The following is a 17426-nucleotide window of genomic DNA, read 5'->3' as shown; positions in this document are numbered from 1 at the left end:
GATGAAGGACATGGTGTACCGCGTCGAGGAAGTCGCTCGTGCCCTTCGGGTGGGTCGGACCAAGGTGTTCGACTTGATCAGGGCCGGTGAGCTGACCTCGGTCAAGATCGGCGGGAGTCGGCGGGTTCCCGCCTCGTCGGTTCAGGAGTACCTGTCTCGGCTGATCGCGGAGGCGGCGTGATGGCCAGGGGCAAGCGGTCCAACGGTGAGGGCTCGGTCTACCAGCGCAAGGACGGGATGTGGATCGGCGCGGCCTACGTGCTCACCACGACCGGGCATCGCAAGCGCGTCACTGTTTCGGCAACTGAAGAGGCGGAGGCCTGGAAGAAGCTTCGGAAGAAGATCGCGGACTCGGACGCCGGCATCCCCGTAGCGGCGGAGACGTGGACGGTGGAGAGCTACCTCAAGTACTGGATGTCCAATGTGGCCGCCACCAAGAGGCCTCGGACGGTCGAGGGGTATGGGGTCGTCGTGCGGCGGCACCTGGTGCCCAACCTCGGTACGAAGAAGCTGCATCGGCTGTCGGCTCAGGACGTCCGGACCTTCATCACGCGGTTGCGGCACGACTGCCGGTGCTGCGCGGAGAAGATCGACGAAAACCGGCCGAAGGACGCTCAACGCTGCTGTGCCAAGGGGAAGTGCTGCAAGACGGTGCTGTCCGACCGGACCATTCAGCAGATCCACGCGGTTCTGAGGAACGCACTGGCGCACGCGCTGCGGGAGGAGGTCATCCCGCGGAACGTCGCCAAGCTCGTTCAGGTCAAGTCACCTCGGTACGACGTAAACCGCGGCTTGACCGCCGATCAGGCGAAAGCATTGCTCAAGGCGGCGGAGAACGACCGGCTAAAGGCGTTGTACGTCCTGGCGCTCTACCTCGGAATGCGGCGGGGCGAATTGCTCGGCTTGAGGTGGACGGACATCGACTGGGACGGGTGGGACGAGCCGTGCGCGGAACACACGGACGAGTTCTGTGAGGACTGCGCGGAGCAGTACTCACCCACCTTGCAGATCCGGCAGACCCTTCAGCGGATCGGTACCAAGCTCGTGTTCGTGCCGCCGAAGACGGACCGGTCGGAGCGGGTCATGCCGCTACCGCTCCTCGTCGCCTGGGTCCTGGTCGACCACTGGGACCTCCAGGACGACGAAGCGGACGCGGCTGGCGACAAGTGGGAGGAGTCCGGGTTGATCTTCACCACGATCACGGGTGGGCCGATCGATCCGACCTACCTCCGGTCGAGCTGGTACCCGATCCGGGAGCGTGCGGGCCTGGACGGCGTGCGTTTTCACGACATCCGCCACTCGTGCGTGACGCTGCTGTTGAGGCTCGGAGTGCCGCCGCACATCGTCCGGGACATCGTGGGTCACTCGAACATCGAAGTGACGATGATGATCTACGCCGCTGTCTCCCTTGAGGACAAGCGGAAGGCCCTGAAACGACTCACGGATGAGTTGGGTTAACAGCAACCACGGAGGAATCTAGCCACCACCTGTCCGGCGATTGTGAATCTTGTTGTACAGCTGCCCCATCTGCTTATCCTGCGCCGCCAAGACGGCCTCCGCGCTCGCCTTTACGGCCAACAATGTTGTTCTAATGTAAAGCGAGAAAGCTGCTGACAGAGTTGAGACCACACCCGCAGTGACCTGCAATGCGGGGTCGGCTATGAAAAATACGCCAATTGCCCCAGAAAGTAACACTAGTAGGCTAATAAGGACTGCAAAATGCAAACTCCGCGAGCAGCGAACTACATCCTTTTGCCTAACTCTATAACTGTCGACTATGCTACCTAGCACATCTCGATCAGTCGTGCTATTGGCTCGGCTCGCTCGACGCGGCGCAGGTTCAACGAATCCCGGGGAGGCCAGCATTACGACAATTTCGGCGGAGTCGCCACTCTTCCCAGCTAAGTCCTCCTCCTTGTCGTCATCTGCATGCTTGTCGTCAAGCGCCTTCCTTTCAGGTGAATTGCGCTTGATCTCACCACTTGCAGGAGAGACTAGATAGGTTTTGAAGAAGATTCTTAAATTCCCTACAACCCCTGCCTCGTGAGTAGCTTCATGGCGCATGGTGAAGCCGTCATCATTTTTGTCGCTTCGCACGGTTTCACCTTCGCTTCGCGACTTGCTCGATCACTTCTTCGATGACCATGACCGAGATTGCCACGCTACCATCCGGGCGCTCTTCAAGTATGCCGATTTGTCGCCCGGAGCGAATGGCGGCAGTGATCCTTTCCATGAGAATGTTTTCGATCTCGTAACAAGCTTCGACCGAGAGGCCTGGGTACTGTTCTGAGATCGCGAAGGCAACGCCGCCAGGGGCAAGCTCAGCCTCGATCTTCCCTTTCCCGTCGCGACTTCTATCTCGCGGCACATACCCTCCATTAAGAACCTCGATGAGGCATCGAATCTAGAGGGCCTGATTGGCCGGAGGGCAAAAATATACACAAAAGGAGTAGTGCACGAGATTGTTACTAGTCCATACCGGTCAACTTTGCGAACGTTGGATGCAGGCACGAAGTGATACGAGTGCTTCGCGGTGTCTGCCTGACGGCTCGGAAGTAGACCAGTTGTGGCAGGGGTGACTGCGCCAAACCGAGAGCGTTGCTACACCCGTTGCTACAGCAGAGGGGCTGTGAAGGTCTCCCGACAACCTTCACAGCCCCTCTAAGCTGCGGAAGCGGAGGGATTTGAACCCCCGGACGGTTGCCCGTCTCCCGCTTTCAAGGCGGGTGCATTCGGCCGCTCTGCCACGCTTCCCAGACGCCATGGGCGTCAGCCGAGAAGCCTAGCCGTTCGACTCCCGCAGGTGTGTCATGACCCGGTCGAACACCTTGGCCAGCACTTCGCCCTCCTCGGGCGTGAGCAGGTCGACGATGTGGGCGCGGACGCCGCGCAGGTGAGTCGGGGCCGCCTCCACCAGCTGGGCCATGCCCTTCTGGGTCAGTTCGGCGAGGACGCCTCGGCCGTCTTCCGTGCACTCGCGGCGCAGGACCAGGCCGGCCTTTTCCATGCGGGCGACCTGGTGGGAGACGCGGGACTTCGAGGAGGCCACGTCTTCGGCCAGCTGGGTCATGCGCATGCGGTGGTTCGGCTGCTCGGACAGGCGTACGAGGATCTCGTAGTCGGCGAGTGACACGCCGTGGGTGTCCTGTAGCTCGCGGTGCAGGCGGTCCATGAGCATGGAGGAACCGTTCACGTAGGTGCGCCATGCACGCATCTCGCCCTCGTCGAGCCAGCGCGGCTCCTGCTCACTCGGTGTCACGGGAACAAGGTTAGACCTGCGGATGACGATCGAGTCATTCCTCTGGTAAACGCCGCGTCCGGGAGGCAGACTCCTCCGCCGTACACGCGCGTTAACCACGCCTTTGCTGGAGAGGCTCTCACCCATGAGTTCGTTCAGACGGCTATCCGTTCTGGCGATCACCGCCGCCGCGGCCACTGTCATCAGCACCACTGGACCTGCCCAGGCCGACGTCCAGTCACTGCGCGGTCGGGGCACGGTTGACGTGCGCCTGATCGGCATCAACGACCTGCACGGCAACATCGAGCCGCCCAGCGGGTCGTCGGGGCGGGTCGTGCTGGCTGACGGCACGACCGTCGACGCTGGTGGTGCCGCCTACAACGCGACGCACATCAAGAACCTCCAGGCGGAGGTCAAGAACTCGGTCATCGTCGGGCAGGGTGACCTGATCGGCGCTTCGCCGATCGTGTCGGCGCTGTTCCACGACGAGCCGACGATCGAGGTGCTCAACAAGGTCGGCATGGACGCGACCGCCGCGGGCAACCACGAGTTCGACGAGGGTTACAAGGAGCTTCTGCGCATGCAGCGCGGTGGCTGCCACCCGACGGACGGCTGCCAGTTCCGCGACACGTACCCCGGCGCGAAGTTCCCGATCCTCGGCGCGAACGTCACCAAGGCCAAGACCGGGCTGCCCGCGCTGCCGCCGTTCTGGGTGGAGATCCGCGACGGGATGCCCATCGGGTTCATCGGCATGCCGCTCAAGGACGTGCCGATCCTGGTCGACCCGAACGGCATCAAGGAGCTCGAGTTCGGTGACGAGGTCAAGGCCGCCAACAAGTACGCCAACTTCCTCGACGCCATCGGCGTGAAGTCGATCGTGCTGCTCGTCCACCAGGGCGACCAGGTGACGTCGCCCGGCGGCGGGCCCAACGCCTGCAACGTCGCGCCGCAGAACCCCGGCAGCTACATCGCCACGAACGTCAGCCCGAAGATCGACGCCGTCTTCTCCGGTCACAGCCACCAGCACTACAACTGCGTGGTGAAGGACCCCGCCGGCAACCCGCGGCCGTTCATCGAGGGCCTCGCCTTCGGGCGTGAGCTGAGCGTGGTCGACCTCAAGATCGACCGTCGGACGCGTGACGTCATCCGCGGCGAGACCAAGGCCGAGAACAAGATCGTCACGCGCACGGTCACGCCGGACCCGGAGATCCAGACCCTGATCGACGTGGCCAAGACGAAGGTCCGCCCGATCGCGAACAGGCCGGTCGGCACCATCGCCGCGGACATCCTGAGGGCGCAGGTCCCCTCCGGCGAGTCGCCGCTGGGCAACCTGATCGCCGACTCGCAGCTCGCGGCCACCACCGGCAACGGCGCTGTGATCGCGCTGATGAACCCCGGTGGCGTGCGCGCTGACCTCACCTACCTCAGTTCGCCTGAGGGCGAGGGCAACGGTGTGGCGACCTACGGCGAGACGTTCACCGTGCAGCCGTTCGGCAACATCCTGCAAACGGTCACGCTGACCGGCGCGAACATCAAGAACGTGCTGGAGCAGCAGTTCAGCGCGACCAGGACGTTCGTGCTGCAGCCTTCCGCGGGCCTGAAGTACAGCTGGTCGGCGTCCGCGCCGTTCGGTTCGAAGGTCTCCGGCGTCACGATCAACGGCGCGCCCCTCGACCCGAACGCGAGCTACCGCGTGACGATCAACAGCTTCCTGCAAGGCGGCGGTGACGGCTTCAGCGAGTTCACCAAGGGCACGAACATCACCGGCGGTGGCATCGACCTGGACGCGTTCTCCGCCTACCTGGCGGCGCACCCCGGTCAGGCGCCCCCGGCGACCGACCGCATCACGCGACTGCCGTAACCACAGGACGCACCTGAAGGCCATCTCGGTGACGAAGTTCGCCGAGATGGCCTTTTTCGTGTGTCGGACTGCTCCATTTGATCTAGGGTGAGGGTCGATGTCCTGGTTGCGTCGGCTCCTGCTGCTCGCCGGTCTGGTGACCGGCGCCTGGTTGCTGGGCAGCTCAGGTGAGGCGAACGCCGACGTCAAGGTCGAGATCGACCAGCTCGAGCTCGAGGTGGAGCTCCCCGTCGTCGACGTCGGCCTGAAGGTCGAGACCGGGCTCGTTCCGCAGCAGCCGCAGGTGCCCGTGCCACCGGTGCCGGACCCTCGCACCGAGGCTCCCGCCCTGCCCGTGGCACCGCGCACGCCGCCTCAGCCGGTCGCCGACGCGCCGGCGCCGGTCCTGACCGAGGTGCCGGAGCAGCAGCAACACACGCCGCCGTCGACGACGCGGCCCACGGACCCCGCTCCTGCCCCGCAGCCGCCGCAACCGCAGGCGGAGACACCGATCACCGGCACGCTCCCCCAGAGCGGCGCGGGTCAGGCGGGTGGCAGCCAGATCCCGGTGGGCATGCTGCCGCACGCGATGCGACCGCCCACCGCAACGACGTCTCTCATCAGTACCGAACAGCTGGACACACCGCGTAGCCTCCGCGCAGAAGAACCAACGTTTTCCCCCGATTGATCCAGTCCCGCGACTCCACAGCCGTGCACAGGGATCAGTCATTCCACTCCAGGGAGAACATTCATGCGCAAGAACCTCAACCGAACCATGTCCGCCGCGCTCCTGACCGGCGGCATCATGGTCGCGACCGCCGGGTTCGCCCAGGCCGTTCCGCTGCCGATCGACGTCGACGAAGAGATCCGCGTCGGCAACCTGGTGAGCGCCCCGGTCAAGGTCTGCGGCAACGCGATCAACATCCTCGGCGAGAGCGACGCGACCTGCGACTCCGCCCCGCAGACCGCCGACCAGCGCACGATGGCCGACAACGCGCTCGTCTCCGCACCGGTCACGGTGTGCGGCAACTCGGTCGGCGTTGTCGGCGGTGGCAACGGGAGCTGCGGCGAGACCAAGCCGGAGCCGCCCAACGGCACCATCGAGGCCCCCGTGACGGTCTGCGGCACCAGCGCGGCCGTGCTCGGCACCGCGAGCGGTGACTGCGGCAAGACCGAGGCGCCCGAGGAGCCGCAGCCGGAAGAGCCCCAGCCGGAGGAGCCGCAGCCCGAGCAGCCCCAGCCGGAGCAGCCGGGCGAGAACCCCGGTGGCCAGAACCCCGGTGGCGGCAACAACGGTGACAACAACTCCAGTGGCGGCAACCCCGGCACCGGCGTCCCGCAGACGGGCAACAAGGCGTCGCAGCAGGCGTCCCCGATCCCGAACCTGTCCAAGACCGGTGCCGACCCGCTCGAGTTCCTGCTGGTGGGTCTCAGCCTGATGACCGCGGGCGTCATGGCCCGTCGTGGCGCGCGGCGCGTGACCAAGGCCTGATCGTGTCCTGATCGTTTCCATCAATCGCCCGGCGAGGGGCTCTCTCGTCGGGCGATTGCTGTCTGCACAGTCGATCTCCGCAGGTCACCCGACTGACTTCACCAATTCAGGTTCCGGGTGAAGTGTTGAGATATATGGCGATCAAGCGCATGCTCGATAACGAGCTGGCAACCGGAAGGTGACTCAACTAGACCACCGGATGCCACGCCCAGAAGGGGTAGGTGGTGCCGTGCAGGTAACTCCTCGCTGTGGCGAAACGCGGTCTGTTGCATCCCCGCGAGTGGATCGGACGTGACCGGTCCGGTCGCGACTGCGTAGCAACTTCGAACGGGGTTTCGGGTGCCCAGGCGCCATCGGCGTCGCTCGGCGCACTTCGACGCTGTTGAGCTCGACATCGGTTTCGTCTCATGGCGTCACCGGTCGGGCGCCACGCCAACCACCGTTGGCCGTAGTCGCTACATCCAAATGGGAAAGCCTCGGTGCGGTGCCCCGACGTCGGGCTCCGCACCGAGGCGTGTTTGGTGCTTTATCGTTTGCGGCACCCATGGGGTCCTTGGCAGGAGGATTGCGGTGCAGTTCAACGAAGGCGCGGAACTCGATCTTTCTCAGGTTTCGGACCAGCGTGGCGTTGGAGGGCGCGTCGCCGGCGTCGGCGGTGGCCTCGGCGTGGTCGGCCTCATCATCTACTTCCTGGTGCAGCAGTTCACCGGCATCCAGCTGCCCGCGGGCGGCCTGGAGGGACTGGGCACCAACACCCAGGTCGAATCCGGCCAGCTGGCCGAGAAGTGCAAGACCGGCGCCGACGCGAACCGCGACAGCGACTGCCGGGTCGTCGCCACGATCAACTCGATCCAGGCCTTCTGGACCGACCAGTTCGCCCGCTCGGGCAACACCTACCAGGTCACCAAGACCAACTTCTTCCGCAACAGCGTGAGCACCCGCTGCGGCAACGCCAGCTCGGCCGTCGGCCCCTTCTACTGCCCCGCCGACTCCCAGGTGTACATCGACCTGGACTTCTTCAACGAGCTGCGCACCAAGTTCGGCGCGACCGGCGGCCCGTTCGTCGAGGCCTACGTGCTCGCTCACGAGTACGGCCACCACGTGCAGAACCTGCTCGGCACCTCCGACCGCGTCAGCTCGCGGACCGGCCCCACCTCCGACTCCGTTCGGCTGGAGCTGCAGGCCGACTGCTACGCGGGTGCGTGGGCCAAGGCCGCGACGACGACCCCGTCGGCCAACGGTCAGCCCCTCATCACGAACATCACCCAGGAGGACGTGAACGCGGCCCTGGACGCGGCGGCGCGCATCGGTGACGACTTCATCCAGCGCGAGCTCGGCGGTGGCCGGGTCGACACGACCAAGTTCAGCCACGGCAGCTCGGCGCAGCGGCAGAAGTGGTTCACGACCGGGCTGCAGACGGGCGATCCCAGTCGGTGCAACACGTTCGACACGAACAACCTGGGCTGACCGGTCATCCCGCCGGAATTGTCAGACCCTTCTGGAAAAATGAAAGCAGGGGTCCCCTTGCGGGGGACCCCTGCGTCAGCGAGAACTGCTTACGCCACGGCCGCGTGCGAGTGGTCCTCGTGCGCGGTCAGCGACATCTTGGCCGCGGCACGTGCCTCGGCCCTCTTGGCGCGCGGCGGCACGCCGTTGACGTCCTCAGTGGACACACCGTAGGCCGCGGTCACGAACGCGATGGCGCCCGCGTTGCGGCCCAGGGCCGTGCGGTCGACGTTGCCGAGGTTGTCACAGGCCGAGTGGTAGCAGGGGTCGTAGGCGATGCCCGCGGTGCCGCCCCACTTGGCTGCCTGGGCCGCGGTCTTGACGCCCTCGGCGCCGGTGAACAGGCCGCCGGCCGGGATGCCCTGCGCGATGAACTCGCCGTAGTCGGAACGGCCGGAGAAGTCGGTGCCCTCCGTCGGGATGCCCTTGGCCGCGAAGTAGTCGGCGAAGGCCTTCTCGATCTGCGCCGAGCCGAACGGGCCGGGGCCCGCGCCCACGTTGTCGGAGTTGTCGCCGTCGTAGATGAAGTACGCGGCGTTCGGGGAGCCGACCATGTCGAAGTTCAGGTACAGGGCGATGTCCAGCTGCTGCTCGAACGTCAGCGAGCGGACCCACTCCTCGGAGCCGATCAGGCCGCGCTCCTCCGCGCCCCACCAGGCGAAGCGGACCGCGTTGTCGACCTTCGGGCGGGAGCCCATCTGCAGCGCGGTTTCCAGCAGGGCCGCGGAGCCCGTGCCGTTGTCGTTGATGCCGGCGCCTGTTTCGACGCTGTCGAGGTGGGCGCCCGCCATCACGACGTTGTTCGTGCGGCCGGTGCGGGTCTGGGCGATGACGTTGCGCTGCGTCCGGGTCTCGTTGTGGAAGCGCATGTCGACGGTCACCGAGGAGCCGGCCTTCGTCGCCAGCGTGGTGCCGTCGGCCTGGGAGATGCCGCCGACGGGGATCTTGCCGGGGTTGGTCAGCGTCACGTTGGTGAGCGGGCCCGCGGTGTTGTTCGAGACCAGCACCGCGACGGCTCCGGCGGCGAAGGCGTTGAGGTGCTTCTGCTCGAAGGTGCAGCCGCCGCGGCGGATCAGGGCGACCGAGCCGGTGAAGTCCTGGCCCGCGAAGTCGGACGCCTCGCAGCCCGTGGTGGTGTCCTCCGGGACGACGCGCAGCGGGCCGGTGACGCCGCCGGCCGGGGTCTGCGGTGAGGCGGTCATGATGATCGCCTGGTAGTTCACGCCGTCGACGCGAGCCGTCTCGGCGTCGATGACCGGGATTTCGAAGCTGAAGTTCGGCGTGCTCACGATGAAGCCCTCGTCGCGGAGCTTGCCCGCGACGTACTCCACGCTGGCGTCGTAGCCGGGGGTCAGGGCGGCGCGGGTGCCGTTGTTGCGGTCGGCGATGCGCTGGAAGGCGATCAGGTGCCGGTTGACGCCCTCGACGGTCACCTTCTTCGCGAGCTTCTTGGCGAGTGCGGGGCCTGCTGGTTCGGTTGCGGCGGATGCGGTGGCGGTTGGGGCTGCGACCAGCGCCGAGATGGCAAGCAGGGTCGCCAGCTTTGATCTGCCGGACATGAACGTTCCCCTTCGTTGGAGAGTCGCTGAACCCTCACAAAAAGGAGACGTGGGACACAATCCTACGGGCGAAGGGTGTTCAGCTGGTGATCAGCTGAACACACTCAGCGAGGTCCTCGACCTGAACGCTCCACTCCGGGCGCACGAAGTTCGCCGCGTCCAGCCGCAGTCGCACGTGCTCAAGACGCTCGCCGCGGGGTGCGAGGCCGATCGTGCCGTCGTGGACGTAGCCGAGCTTCTCGCTGACGCGGTTCGACGCGTGGTTGCCCTCCCACGCGGCCGAACGCGCGATGCGGGCACCCAGATGGTCGAACGCGAACTGCAGCACGGCGATCCGCATCTCGGTCCCGAACCCCTGGCCCTGGAACTTCCGGCCGATCCACGAGCCCGTGTTCACCTCCCGCAGCACCGCGAAGTCCCGCGCACCGACGTCCTGGACGCCGATGACCTTGCCCTCGTGGCGGACCAGGAACGTCACCGTCCAGTCGCCTGCCGCCAGCTTCGCGCGCTGGCTCCAGAAGAACTGGACCATGCCACGGCCGTTGTCGTCGGCGAGGCGGTCGGTCCACGGCACGTTGAACGGCATCTCCGCCGGGTCGTGCACGCCGTCCTTCGCCACCTCGACGAGCTCGAACAAGCCCTCGTCGTCGTCAGGGCGCAGCTCCAGGCGCGGGGTGCGGAGAACGAGGTGCCGCAACGGCCAGGGGTCCATGTTCCGATGGTGCCTTCCCCGTCCAACGGATTACGGTCGACTGTATGCGTGCCATCACTGTTCGCGAACCCGGCGGCCCGGACGTGCTCGAGTGGACCGAGGTCGCAGACCCGGTGCCCGGCAAGGGCGAAGTGCTGATCGACGTCGCCGCGAGTGCGGTCAACCGCGCGGATCTCCTGCAGCGCCAGGGCTTCTACCCACCACCGCCCGGCGCGTCGGACATCATCGGCCTGGAGTGCTCCGGCACGATCGCCGCAGTCGGTGAGGGCGTGACCGGCTGGAACGTCGGCGACGAGGTGTGCGCGCTGCTCGCCGGTGGCGGCTACGCGGAGAAGGTCGTGGTCCCGGCGCCACAGGTTCTCCCGCTGCCGAAGGGCGTCGACGTCGTCACGGCGGCCGCGCTGCCCGAGGTGGCGTGCACGGTGTGGTCCAACGTCGTGATGGACGGCAGGCTCAAGACGGGTGAGACGTTCCTCGTCCACGGCGGCGCGGGCGGCATCGGCACGCACGCGATCCAGGTCGCCAAGGCGCTCGGCGCTACGGTGGCGGTCACGGCCGGGTCCGACGAGCGCCTGCGCAGGTGCGCGGAGCTCGGCGCGGACATCACCGTCAACTACAAGACGCAGGACTTCGTGGCCGAGGTCAAGCAGGCCGACGTCGTCCTCGACAACATGGGCGCCTCCTACCTGGCGCGCAACGTCGACGTCCTCGCCCCCGACGGCCGGTTGATGATCATCGGCATGCAGGGCGGTGTGAAGGGCGAGCTGCCGATCGGCAAGCTCCTCACCAAGCGGGCGATGGTGATGGCCACCGGCCTGCGGGGGCGCAGCGTCGACAGCAAGGGCGCGATCGTGGCGCAGGTCCGCGAACACCTCTGGCCGTTGATCGAAAGCGGCGCGGTGCGGCCGATCGTCGGCGAAACGGTGCCGATGTCGGACGCGGCGCAGGCGCACCGGCTGCTGGACGAGGGCGACGTCTTCGGGAAGGTCCTGCTCAGGCGAGAGCGGTAGCACCGGCGAGCGAGGTCCGGGGAGCCGTGCGGAACTCCAGCCCGAACTCCTCGGACCACCGCGCGAGCACGGCCTGTTCGTCGGGCCGGTCGACGTCGTCGACCAGCACCGTCGCTCCCGGCGCCAGCACGGCGCGCAGCACGGGCAACGCCGGATAGCGCGAGTCGCCCAGCCCCGGTCCGTCCACGAGCAGGAGATCCACGAGGCCGAACCGGTCGACGAACCCGAGCACCTCGTCGTGCACCTGCTGTGGCGCGTACCACTGGCCGTGCCGCGACAACGCCGCTGGATGCCGTGACAACGGCGCGTGCACAACGCGAGCGACCGAGCCCAGCCCTTCACGCCGCAGCTGCGAGGCCACGAAAGCTGCGGTGCGTTCGTCGTGCTCGATCGACAGCAGATGCCCGAAACCTCGCTGCTGCAGCAACCGGGCCAGCAGCACCGAGGAAGACCCGCAGCCCAGCTCCACCAGGACGGTCCGGGCGCCGAGCACGATCTCGTCCATCACCGCGACCAGGGCCGCCGGTCGCAGGTCGCCGGCGATCGCCGGCAGGTACTCCGTGTTCAACGATCCGAGACGCTGCAGAGCCGAGAGATCGGCGAGCTCGCGAGCAAGCGAGTCGTCCAAACAAGATCTCCCAAACCTCAGCCCAGCTCGGCCACCGCCCTCACCAGGTCGTCCACCTCGACCGCGTTCGTGTAGTGGGCGAGCCCGACGCGGATGGCGCCGCCGACCTCGCCGACGCCCAGCACCGAGAACACCCCGTGCTGACCGGGGTCGGCGAACGCGCAGACACCTCGTGACGCGAGGTGCTCCACGCTGTCCTCCGCCTTGACCCCGGCGATCGTGAACGCCAGCGCGGGAACCCTGCGCATGGCGTCGCCGATCACCATCACGTGTCGCAGCGAACGCAGTTCGTTGATGAGATTAGCGAGCAGCCCGGCCTGGTACGCCTTCACGGATCCCAAAGACGTGACGAGTCGCTCACGGCGCGTGCCCGAAGCCGCGTCGTCGAGGTCCGCGAGGTACTCCACGGACGCGACGAGACCGGCGAGCATCGGGTAGGCGTGCGGGCCGAGCTCCAGCCGTTCCGGACCGCGGGCCATCGGGTCGACCGAGCAGGACGGCAGCCGCTCCAGCATCGCCGGGTCGCGGAACACCAGCGCGCCGACCGGCGGCCCGCCCCACTGACCAGCGGAGAGAGCCACGACGTCTGCGCCCATGCCAACGATGTCCAACGGCACGAACGGCGCGGCCGAGGACGCGTCGACGACCATCAGCGAACCGTGCGCGCGAGCCACCGCGGAGATCTTGGCGAGGTCGGGGCGGGTGCCCACCACACCGGACGCCGCGGTGATGGCGATGAGCTTGGTGCGGTCGGTGACCAGCTCGTCGTACTGCCAGCTCGGCAGCTCGCACGTCTCGATGTCGATTTCTGCCCATTTGACCGCGCTGCCGGTGCGCTGGGTGGCGCGCAACCACGGCGCGATGTTCGCCGGGTGATCCAACCTGGACACGAGCACCTCGTCGCCCATGAACCAGTCGTCGGTCATCGCGTCCGCGAGGCGTTGCAGCAGCACCGCCGACGACGGGCCGAGCACTACGCCCGCCGGGTCACCGCCGACGAGGTCCGCGACGGACCTGCGAGCAGCGTCCACGATCGCCTCTGCCCGTTGCGAGGCAGGGAAGATACCGCCTGGTCCGGAGACCGGGGCGCGCAGCGCGGTGGAGACGGCGGTGGCGACCTGCTCTGGCACCTGCATGCCGGCCGGTGCGTCGAGGTGGACCCAGCCGTCGCCGAGCGCGGGGAAGAGCCCTCGTACCCGTGCGACGTCGAACGCCATGCCACACACCGTACGTATGAACGCAAACACGGTGTCGGCCAGCCCCCACCCGGATAACCGTTGACGAACGAAAGAGGCAAGGATGGAGACCATGAACCAGGAGCAGCCCGTCGTCATCGTCGGCGGCCAGGACGGTGACATCACCGACATGGTCGAGCAGCCGGCGAAGGTCATGCGGATCGGCACGATGATCAAGCAGCTGCTTGAGGAGGTGCGGGCGGCACCTCTGGACGAGGCGAGCCGCAACCGCCTCAAGGAGATCCACAAGCGGTCCATCGAGGAGCTCGAGGACGGCCTCGCACCGGAGCTGCGCGAGGAGCTGGAGCGCCTCTCGCTGCCGTTCACCGAGGACGGCACTCCGTCCGACGCCGAGCTGCGCATCGCGCAGGCACAGCTCGTCGGCTGGCTGGAGGGCCTGTTCCACGGCATCCAGACGGCTCTGTTCGCGCAGCAGATGGCCGCACGCGCACAGCTTGAGCAGATGCGCGGCCGCGCGCTGCCCGCCGGCGGCAGCGGCGATGCCCACGAAAGCGGCAGCACCGGCAAAGGCACCGGTCAGTACCTCTAGCGCTGACACCAGGGCCTGGCTCTACTATGCGCTGAACTTTCGGGAAGGAGCCGTCGTGCTCGAACGCGTCCGCCGCGGTCTGCAGGCCGAGCAGCTGCGCCACAAGCTGCGTGTCAAGGCGATCGAACTGATCCAGGACGCGATCGCGCCGCAGCGCGAGCAGATCGCACGGCTGCAGGCTCAGCTCGACGACTTGAGCAAAGAGGTCGCACACCAGGCGGACCGGATCGTCGACCACACAGTCGCTCACGAGGTGCGGGCACGCCGCGACATCGTGTTCGCCGCTGACCGGGAAGCATCGCTGCAGAGCGCGCGGTTCGTGCAGCAGCACATGCCGCGCGTACCGCACTTCGGCGCACCCCACGAGACGCTCAGATACGCGCTGGGTCTGGCTCCGGAGGGCGGCATGGCCCTCGAGTTCGGGGTCTACACCGGCGCCACCCTCAAGATCATCGCCAAGGCCAGGGAGACCGAGGTCTACGGCTTCGACTCCTTCGAGGGTCTGCCGGAGGACTGGCGCAACGGTTTCCCCGCCGGCACGTTCACGATGGACGGCCTGCCGGACGTGCCCGGCGCCGAGCTCGTCCCCGGCTGGTTCGACGAGACACTGCCGAAGTTCCTCGAACAGCACGCGGGCCCGGTCACGTTCCTGCACGTCGACTGCGACCTGTACTCGTCCACCAAGACCGTGCTCGACCTGGTCGGCCCGCGGCTGGTCGAAGGCAGCGTCATCGTGTTCGACGAGTACTTCAACTACCCGCAGTGGCAGGAACACGAGTACAAGGCCTGGATGGAGTACGTCGAGGCGCACGGCGTCGAGTTCGAGTACCTCGGGTACACCTATGACCACGAACAGGTCATCGTCAAGGTGATCAAGGTCTGAGGCCGGTAATCGCACCGTGACCGCCCAGCGAGCAGGCCTCGGGACGGACGCCGGTACGCTCAGTCCTCGTGCAAGCCACCAGTACCGTCGACCATCCTGAGGCACCGCCCGCCGTCAAGTCGCGCAGCTTCAAGCGCGCGTTCGGGGACGTGCGTGAGGCGTGGGACCACCGCGAGCTGTGGGGCCACCTCGGCTGGCAGGACATAAAGCAACGCTATCGCCGCTCTGTCATCGGCCCCTTGTGGATCACCATCTCGATGGGGACGACAGCGCTGGCGCTCGGCTTGCTGTACTCGGTGTTGCTCGGCGCGGAGCTGCCGGCGTTCCTGCCGTACATCACGGCGGGCTTCATCGTCTGGAACTTCATCCTCGGATGCGTCACCGAGGGCACGGACGTGTTCATCGCGAACGAGGGGCTGATCAAGCACCTGCCGGCGCCGATCACCGTGCACGTGATGCGCATGGTGTGGCGCCAGGTGCTGTTCCTGCTGCACAACCTCGTGATCTACGTGATCGTCATGATGATCTTCTTCGGCACGCTCTCCGAGCCGTACAGGATGACCCAGGACGGCCCGCTTCAGCCCGGCCTGAGCTGGACGGTCGCGCTGGCGATACCCGGGTTCATCCTGCTGGCGATCAACGCCGTGTGGGTGTCGCTGCTGTTCGGTGTGATCAGCACCCGCTTCCGCGACATCCCGCCGGTTGTGAACAGCTTCATCAACCTGGTGTTCTTCATGACGCCGATCGTCTGGGACGCGAGCATCCTGACGAAGGTCACCAAGGGCAGCCCCGAGGACGGCGCCTGGCGCATGTGGATCGCCGAGCTCAACCCGGTGTACCACTTCGTCGAGATCGTCCGCGCCCCGCTGCTCGGCCACACGGTCGACTGGCACCACTGGGCGGTCGTCGGCGGCTTCACGGTGGTCGGCTGGCTGCTCGCACTGGTCATCCTGCGCAACTACCGCGCTCGCGTCTCCTACTGGGTCTGAAAGGAGGTCGACTCACACCATGGTCAGCATCGACGTCTGGAACGCATCGGTCGACTTCCCGATCTTCGACGCGAAGTCGAGGTCGCTGAAGAAGCTCGCGCTCGGCAAGGTCGGCGGCAAGATCGGCTCGGAGGGCCGGGTGCCGATCATCGAGGCGCTGCACGACATCACGCTGTCGCTCAAGGACGGCGACCGGGTCGGCCTGGTCGGCCACAACGGCGCCGGCAAGTCCACGCTGCTGCGCCTGCTGGCGGGCATCTACGAGCCGACGCGCGGCCACTCGCGCATCGTCGGCAAGGTGGCGCCGGTCTTCGACCTCGGCGTCGGCATGGACCCGGAGATCTCCGGGTACGAGAACATCATGATCCGGGGTCTGTTCCTCGGCATGACCCGCAAGCAGATGGAAGCCCGCGTCAACGACATCGCTGAGTTCACCGAGCTCGGCGACTACCTGCAGATGCCGCTGCGCACGTACTCGACCGGTATGCGGGTGCGGCTCGCGCTCGGCGTCGTCACCTCGATCGACCCCGAGATCCTGCTGCTCGACGAGGGCATCGGCGCCGTCGACGCGGCGTTCATGGCGAAGGCCCGCGACCGCCTCAAGGACCTCGTGAAGCGGTCCGGTCTGCTCGTGTTCGCGAACCACTCCGACGAGACGCTGCTGGACTTCTGCGACAGCGCGATCTGGATGGACGAGGGCCGCGTCAAGATGCACGGCGGTCTGCGCGAGGTGCTCACCGAGTACAAGGGCCACGACCCGTTCGAACGGATGAGCGCGGAACAGCTGGCCAGGCTCGGCTACACCTCCCCCGTCCTCAGTGGAAATGGCGGCGAATAGACCGTGAATCTCCAGGCACTGCCCAAGGGCTCCGTCGTCGCGGTGGTGGTCACCCGCCACCGCCGCGAGCTGCTGGCCGAGTCGCTCAAGGCGCTGGCCACCCAGACCCGTGTCCCCGACCACCTGGTCGTCGTCGACAACGGCCCTGACCAGCCGGTCGACGACCTCGTCGAGCAGTGCCCGCTCCCCACGACCTACCTGCCGTCGCACCGCAACCTCGGTGGCGCCGGAGGCTTCGCGCTGGGCATCCTGCACGCGCTCTCGCTGGGCGCGGACTGGGTGTGGCTCGCCGACGACGACGGCCGTCCTGCCGACGAGAACGTGCTGGCCGTGCTGCTCGAGGAGGCAGACCGCCGCAAGCTCGCCGAGATCTCGCCGGTCGTCACGAACATCGACAGCCCGGACAAGCTCGCGTTCCCGCTGCGGCGCGGCCTGACGTGGAAGCGTTCGGCGGCGGAGCTCGGCACGAACTTCCTGCCCGGCATCGCCTCGCTGTTCAACGGCGCGCTGTTCCGCGCGTCCACGCTGGACGTCATCGGCGTGCCGGACTACCGGTTGTTCTTCCGCGGCGACGAGGTGGAGATCCACCGCCGGCTCGTCCGCTCCGGCCTGCCCTTCGGCACCTCGCTGCGGGTCGCGTACGTGCACCCGGACGGCTCCGACGAGTTCAAGCCGATGCTGGGCGGCAAGTTCCACGCCCAGGACCCGGAGAACCCGATCAAGCGCTACTACACCTACCGCAACCGCGGGTACCTGCTGTCACAGCCGGGCATGCGGAAGCTGGGCGCACTCGAGGTGTTCCGGTTCGGCCTGTACTTCCTCGCCGTGAAGCGGGACCCCAAGGCGTTCGTCGAGTGGCTCAAGCTCGTGCGCCTGGGGCAGCGGGAGCGCTTCTTCCGCAAGTGATCTGCTGAGGGCGGAATCGCTGCGCGCGAAACCGCCCTTC

The 17426-nt window shown here is 66.9% G+C and carries 19 protein-coding genes and 1 tRNA gene; 12 read left to right on the top strand and 8 right to left on the bottom strand.

Going from position 1 to position 17426, the window contains the following annotated elements:
• Position 1 precedes the first annotated feature (1 nt).
• Together ABFX45_RS01890 and ABFX45_RS01885 are read left to right on the top strand one after the other, a co-directional pair.
• Positions 2 to 181: a helix-turn-helix domain-containing protein gene (locus tag ABFX45_RS01890; protein WP_090060377.1), complete on the top strand. Its 180-nt coding sequence runs from the start codon at positions 2 to 4 to the stop codon at positions 179 to 181.
• A complete protein-coding gene (locus ABFX45_RS01885; protein ID WP_346127063.1) occupies positions 181 to 1458 on the top strand; it encodes a tyrosine-type recombinase/integrase in 1278 nt (425 codons plus the stop codon). The genes ABFX45_RS01890 and ABFX45_RS01885 overlap by 1 nt, the downstream gene beginning before the upstream one ends.
• An 18-nt stretch (positions 1459 to 1476) precedes the next feature.
• On the opposite strand, the gene ABFX45_RS01880 is transcribed toward ABFX45_RS01885, so the two are convergent.
• The 4 genes from ABFX45_RS01880 to ABFX45_RS01865 all read right to left on the bottom strand — a co-directional run bounded on the left by ABFX45_RS01880 (position 1477) and on the right by ABFX45_RS01865 (position 3214).
• The gene (locus ABFX45_RS01880) at positions 1477 to 2097 is read right to left on the bottom strand and encodes a hypothetical protein (protein ID WP_346127061.1); all 621 of its coding nucleotides are present in this window, start codon (positions 2095 to 2097) and stop codon (positions 1477 to 1479) included.
• A gap of 4 nt (positions 2098 to 2101) precedes the next feature.
• Positions 2102 to 2368 carry a hypothetical protein gene (locus tag ABFX45_RS01875; RefSeq protein ID WP_346127059.1) on the bottom strand — a complete coding sequence of 89 codons (267 nt, stop codon included), beginning with the start codon at positions 2366 to 2368 and terminating at the stop codon, positions 2102 to 2104.
• A 301-nt stretch (positions 2369 to 2669) separates the two neighbouring features.
• Positions 2670 to 2754: transfer RNA gene (locus tag ABFX45_RS01870), tRNA-Ser, on the bottom strand.
• 28 nt (positions 2755 to 2782) lie between these two features.
• On the bottom strand, positions 2783 to 3214 hold the full coding sequence (locus ABFX45_RS01865; RefSeq protein ID WP_109633015.1) for a MarR family winged helix-turn-helix transcriptional regulator: 432 nt from the start codon (positions 3212 to 3214) through the stop codon (positions 2783 to 2785).
• Positions 3215 to 3383: 169 nt separating this feature from the next.
• On the opposite strand from ABFX45_RS01865, the gene ABFX45_RS01860 reads away from it, so the two are divergent.
• The 4 genes from ABFX45_RS01860 (at position 3384) to ypfJ (ending at position 8037) form a co-directional block, all read left to right on the top strand.
• Entirely contained in the window at positions 3384 to 5099 is a 1716-nt protein-coding gene (locus ABFX45_RS01860) for a bifunctional metallophosphatase/5'-nucleotidase (RefSeq protein ID WP_346127057.1), read from the top strand.
• A gap of 97 nt (positions 5100 to 5196) precedes the next feature.
• Positions 5197 to 5766 (top strand): hypothetical protein, encoded by a 570-nt coding sequence (locus ABFX45_RS01855; RefSeq protein ID WP_346127055.1) that lies wholly within the window; start codon positions 5197 to 5199, stop codon positions 5764 to 5766.
• A 63-nt stretch (positions 5767 to 5829) separates the two neighbouring features.
• The gene (locus tag ABFX45_RS01850) at positions 5830 to 6570 is read left to right on the top strand and encodes a hypothetical protein (protein WP_346127053.1); all 741 of its coding nucleotides are present in this window, start codon (positions 5830 to 5832) and stop codon (positions 6568 to 6570) included.
• A 570-nt stretch (positions 6571 to 7140) separates the two neighbouring features.
• Positions 7141 to 8037 (top strand): KPN_02809 family neutral zinc metallopeptidase, encoded by an 897-nt coding sequence (gene ypfJ / locus ABFX45_RS01845; protein WP_109630598.1) that lies wholly within the window; start codon positions 7141 to 7143, stop codon positions 8035 to 8037.
• Positions 8038 to 8126: 89 nt separating this feature from the next.
• On the opposite strand, the gene ABFX45_RS01840 is transcribed toward ypfJ, so the two are convergent.
• The gene (locus tag ABFX45_RS01840; RefSeq protein WP_109630596.1) at positions 8127 to 9635 is read right to left on the bottom strand and encodes a M28 family metallopeptidase; all 1509 of its coding nucleotides are present in this window, start codon (positions 9633 to 9635) and stop codon (positions 8127 to 8129) included.
• A gap of 79 nt (positions 9636 to 9714) precedes the next feature.
• Positions 9715 to 10347, bottom strand: a complete 633-nt coding sequence (locus tag ABFX45_RS01835) for a GNAT family N-acetyltransferase (protein WP_112232447.1) — start codon at positions 10345 to 10347, stop codon at positions 9715 to 9717.
• A gap of 44 nt (positions 10348 to 10391) precedes the next feature.
• Here ABFX45_RS01835 and ABFX45_RS01830 point away from each other — a divergent pair, with 44 nt between their 5' ends.
• On the top strand, positions 10392 to 11357 hold the full coding sequence (locus ABFX45_RS01830) for an NAD(P)H-quinone oxidoreductase (RefSeq protein WP_109630591.1): 966 nt from the start codon (positions 10392 to 10394) through the stop codon (positions 11355 to 11357).
• Here ABFX45_RS01830 and ABFX45_RS01825 read toward each other — a convergent pair.
• Both ABFX45_RS01825 and ABFX45_RS01820 read right to left on the bottom strand, forming a co-directional pair.
• Positions 11341 to 11985 carry a class I SAM-dependent methyltransferase gene (locus ABFX45_RS01825; protein WP_109630588.1) on the bottom strand — a complete coding sequence of 215 codons (645 nt, stop codon included), beginning with the start codon at positions 11983 to 11985 and terminating at the stop codon, positions 11341 to 11343. The genes ABFX45_RS01830 and ABFX45_RS01825 overlap by 17 nt on opposite strands.
• A gap of 17 nt (positions 11986 to 12002) precedes the next feature.
• The gene (locus ABFX45_RS01820; protein WP_109630585.1) at positions 12003 to 13202 is read right to left on the bottom strand and encodes a cysteine desulfurase-like protein; all 1200 of its coding nucleotides are present in this window, start codon (positions 13200 to 13202) and stop codon (positions 12003 to 12005) included.
• Between the two features lie 82 nt (positions 13203 to 13284).
• Between ABFX45_RS01820 and ABFX45_RS01815 the strand changes: the two genes are divergently transcribed.
• From ABFX45_RS01815 to glfT1, 5 genes are all read left to right on the top strand, one after another.
• Entirely contained in the window at positions 13285 to 13770 is a 486-nt protein-coding gene (locus ABFX45_RS01815; RefSeq protein WP_112232445.1) for a bacterial proteasome activator family protein, read from the top strand.
• Positions 13771 to 13825: 55 nt separating this feature from the next.
• Positions 13826 to 14653 (top strand): class I SAM-dependent methyltransferase, encoded by an 828-nt coding sequence (locus tag ABFX45_RS01810; protein WP_170154710.1) that lies wholly within the window; start codon positions 13826 to 13828, stop codon positions 14651 to 14653.
• A 68-nt stretch (positions 14654 to 14721) separates the two neighbouring features.
• Entirely contained in the window at positions 14722 to 15642 is a 921-nt protein-coding gene (wzm, locus tag ABFX45_RS01805) for a galactan export ABC transporter permease subunit Wzm/RfbD (RefSeq protein WP_109630575.1), read from the top strand.
• 19 nt (positions 15643 to 15661) lie between these two features.
• Positions 15662 to 16480, top strand: a complete 819-nt coding sequence (gene wzt / locus ABFX45_RS01800; protein ID WP_109630572.1) for a galactan export ABC transporter ATP-binding subunit Wzt/RfbE — start codon at positions 15662 to 15664, stop codon at positions 16478 to 16480.
• A gap of 3 nt (positions 16481 to 16483) precedes the next feature.
• Positions 16484 to 17386 (top strand): galactofuranosyltransferase GlfT1, encoded by a 903-nt coding sequence (gene glfT1, locus ABFX45_RS01795; protein WP_109630568.1) that lies wholly within the window; start codon positions 16484 to 16486, stop codon positions 17384 to 17386.
• Positions 17387 to 17426 lie beyond the last annotated feature (40 nt).

Source organism: Lentzea roselyniae (assembly GCF_039537795.1).
GTDB classification, from domain to species: domain Bacteria; phylum Actinomycetota; class Actinomycetes; order Mycobacteriales; family Pseudonocardiaceae; genus Lentzea; species Lentzea atacamensis.
The sequence above is the reverse complement of the archived record's forward strand: the minus strand, read 5'-3'. Positions and strand labels throughout refer to the sequence as shown.

Coding starts and splice junctions, on each gene's coding strand:
- ABFX45_RS01890 (WP_090060377.1), top strand. CDS start 2: ATGAAGGACATGGTGTACCGCGTCGAGGAAGTCGCTCGTGCCCTTCGG.
- ABFX45_RS01885 (WP_346127063.1), top strand. CDS start 181: ATGGCCAGGGGCAAGCGGTCCAACGGTGAGGGCTCGGTCTACCAGCGC.
- ABFX45_RS01865 (WP_109633015.1), bottom strand. CDS start 3,214: ATGCGTGCATGGCGCACCTACGTGAACGGTTCCTCCATGCTCATGGAC.
- ABFX45_RS01860 (WP_346127057.1), top strand. CDS start 3,384: ATGAGTTCGTTCAGACGGCTATCCGTTCTGGCGATCACCGCCGCCGCG.
- ABFX45_RS01855 (WP_346127055.1), top strand. CDS start 5,197: ATGTCCTGGTTGCGTCGGCTCCTGCTGCTCGCCGGTCTGGTGACCGGC.
- ABFX45_RS01850 (WP_346127053.1), top strand. CDS start 5,830: ATGCGCAAGAACCTCAACCGAACCATGTCCGCCGCGCTCCTGACCGGC.
- ABFX45_RS01840 (WP_109630596.1), bottom strand. CDS start 9,635: ATGTCCGGCAGATCAAAGCTGGCGACCCTGCTTGCCATCTCGGCGCTG.
- ABFX45_RS01835 (WP_112232447.1), bottom strand. CDS start 10,347: ATGGACCCCTGGCCGTTGCGGCACCTCGTTCTCCGCACCCCGCGCCTG.
- ABFX45_RS01830 (WP_109630591.1), top strand. CDS start 10,392: ATGCGTGCCATCACTGTTCGCGAACCCGGCGGCCCGGACGTGCTCGAG.
- ABFX45_RS01820 (WP_109630585.1), bottom strand. CDS start 13,202: ATGGCGTTCGACGTCGCACGGGTACGAGGGCTCTTCCCCGCGCTCGGC.
- ABFX45_RS01815 (WP_112232445.1), top strand. CDS start 13,285: ATGGAGACCATGAACCAGGAGCAGCCCGTCGTCATCGTCGGCGGCCAG.
- wzt (WP_109630572.1), top strand. CDS start 15,662: ATGGTCAGCATCGACGTCTGGAACGCATCGGTCGACTTCCCGATCTTC.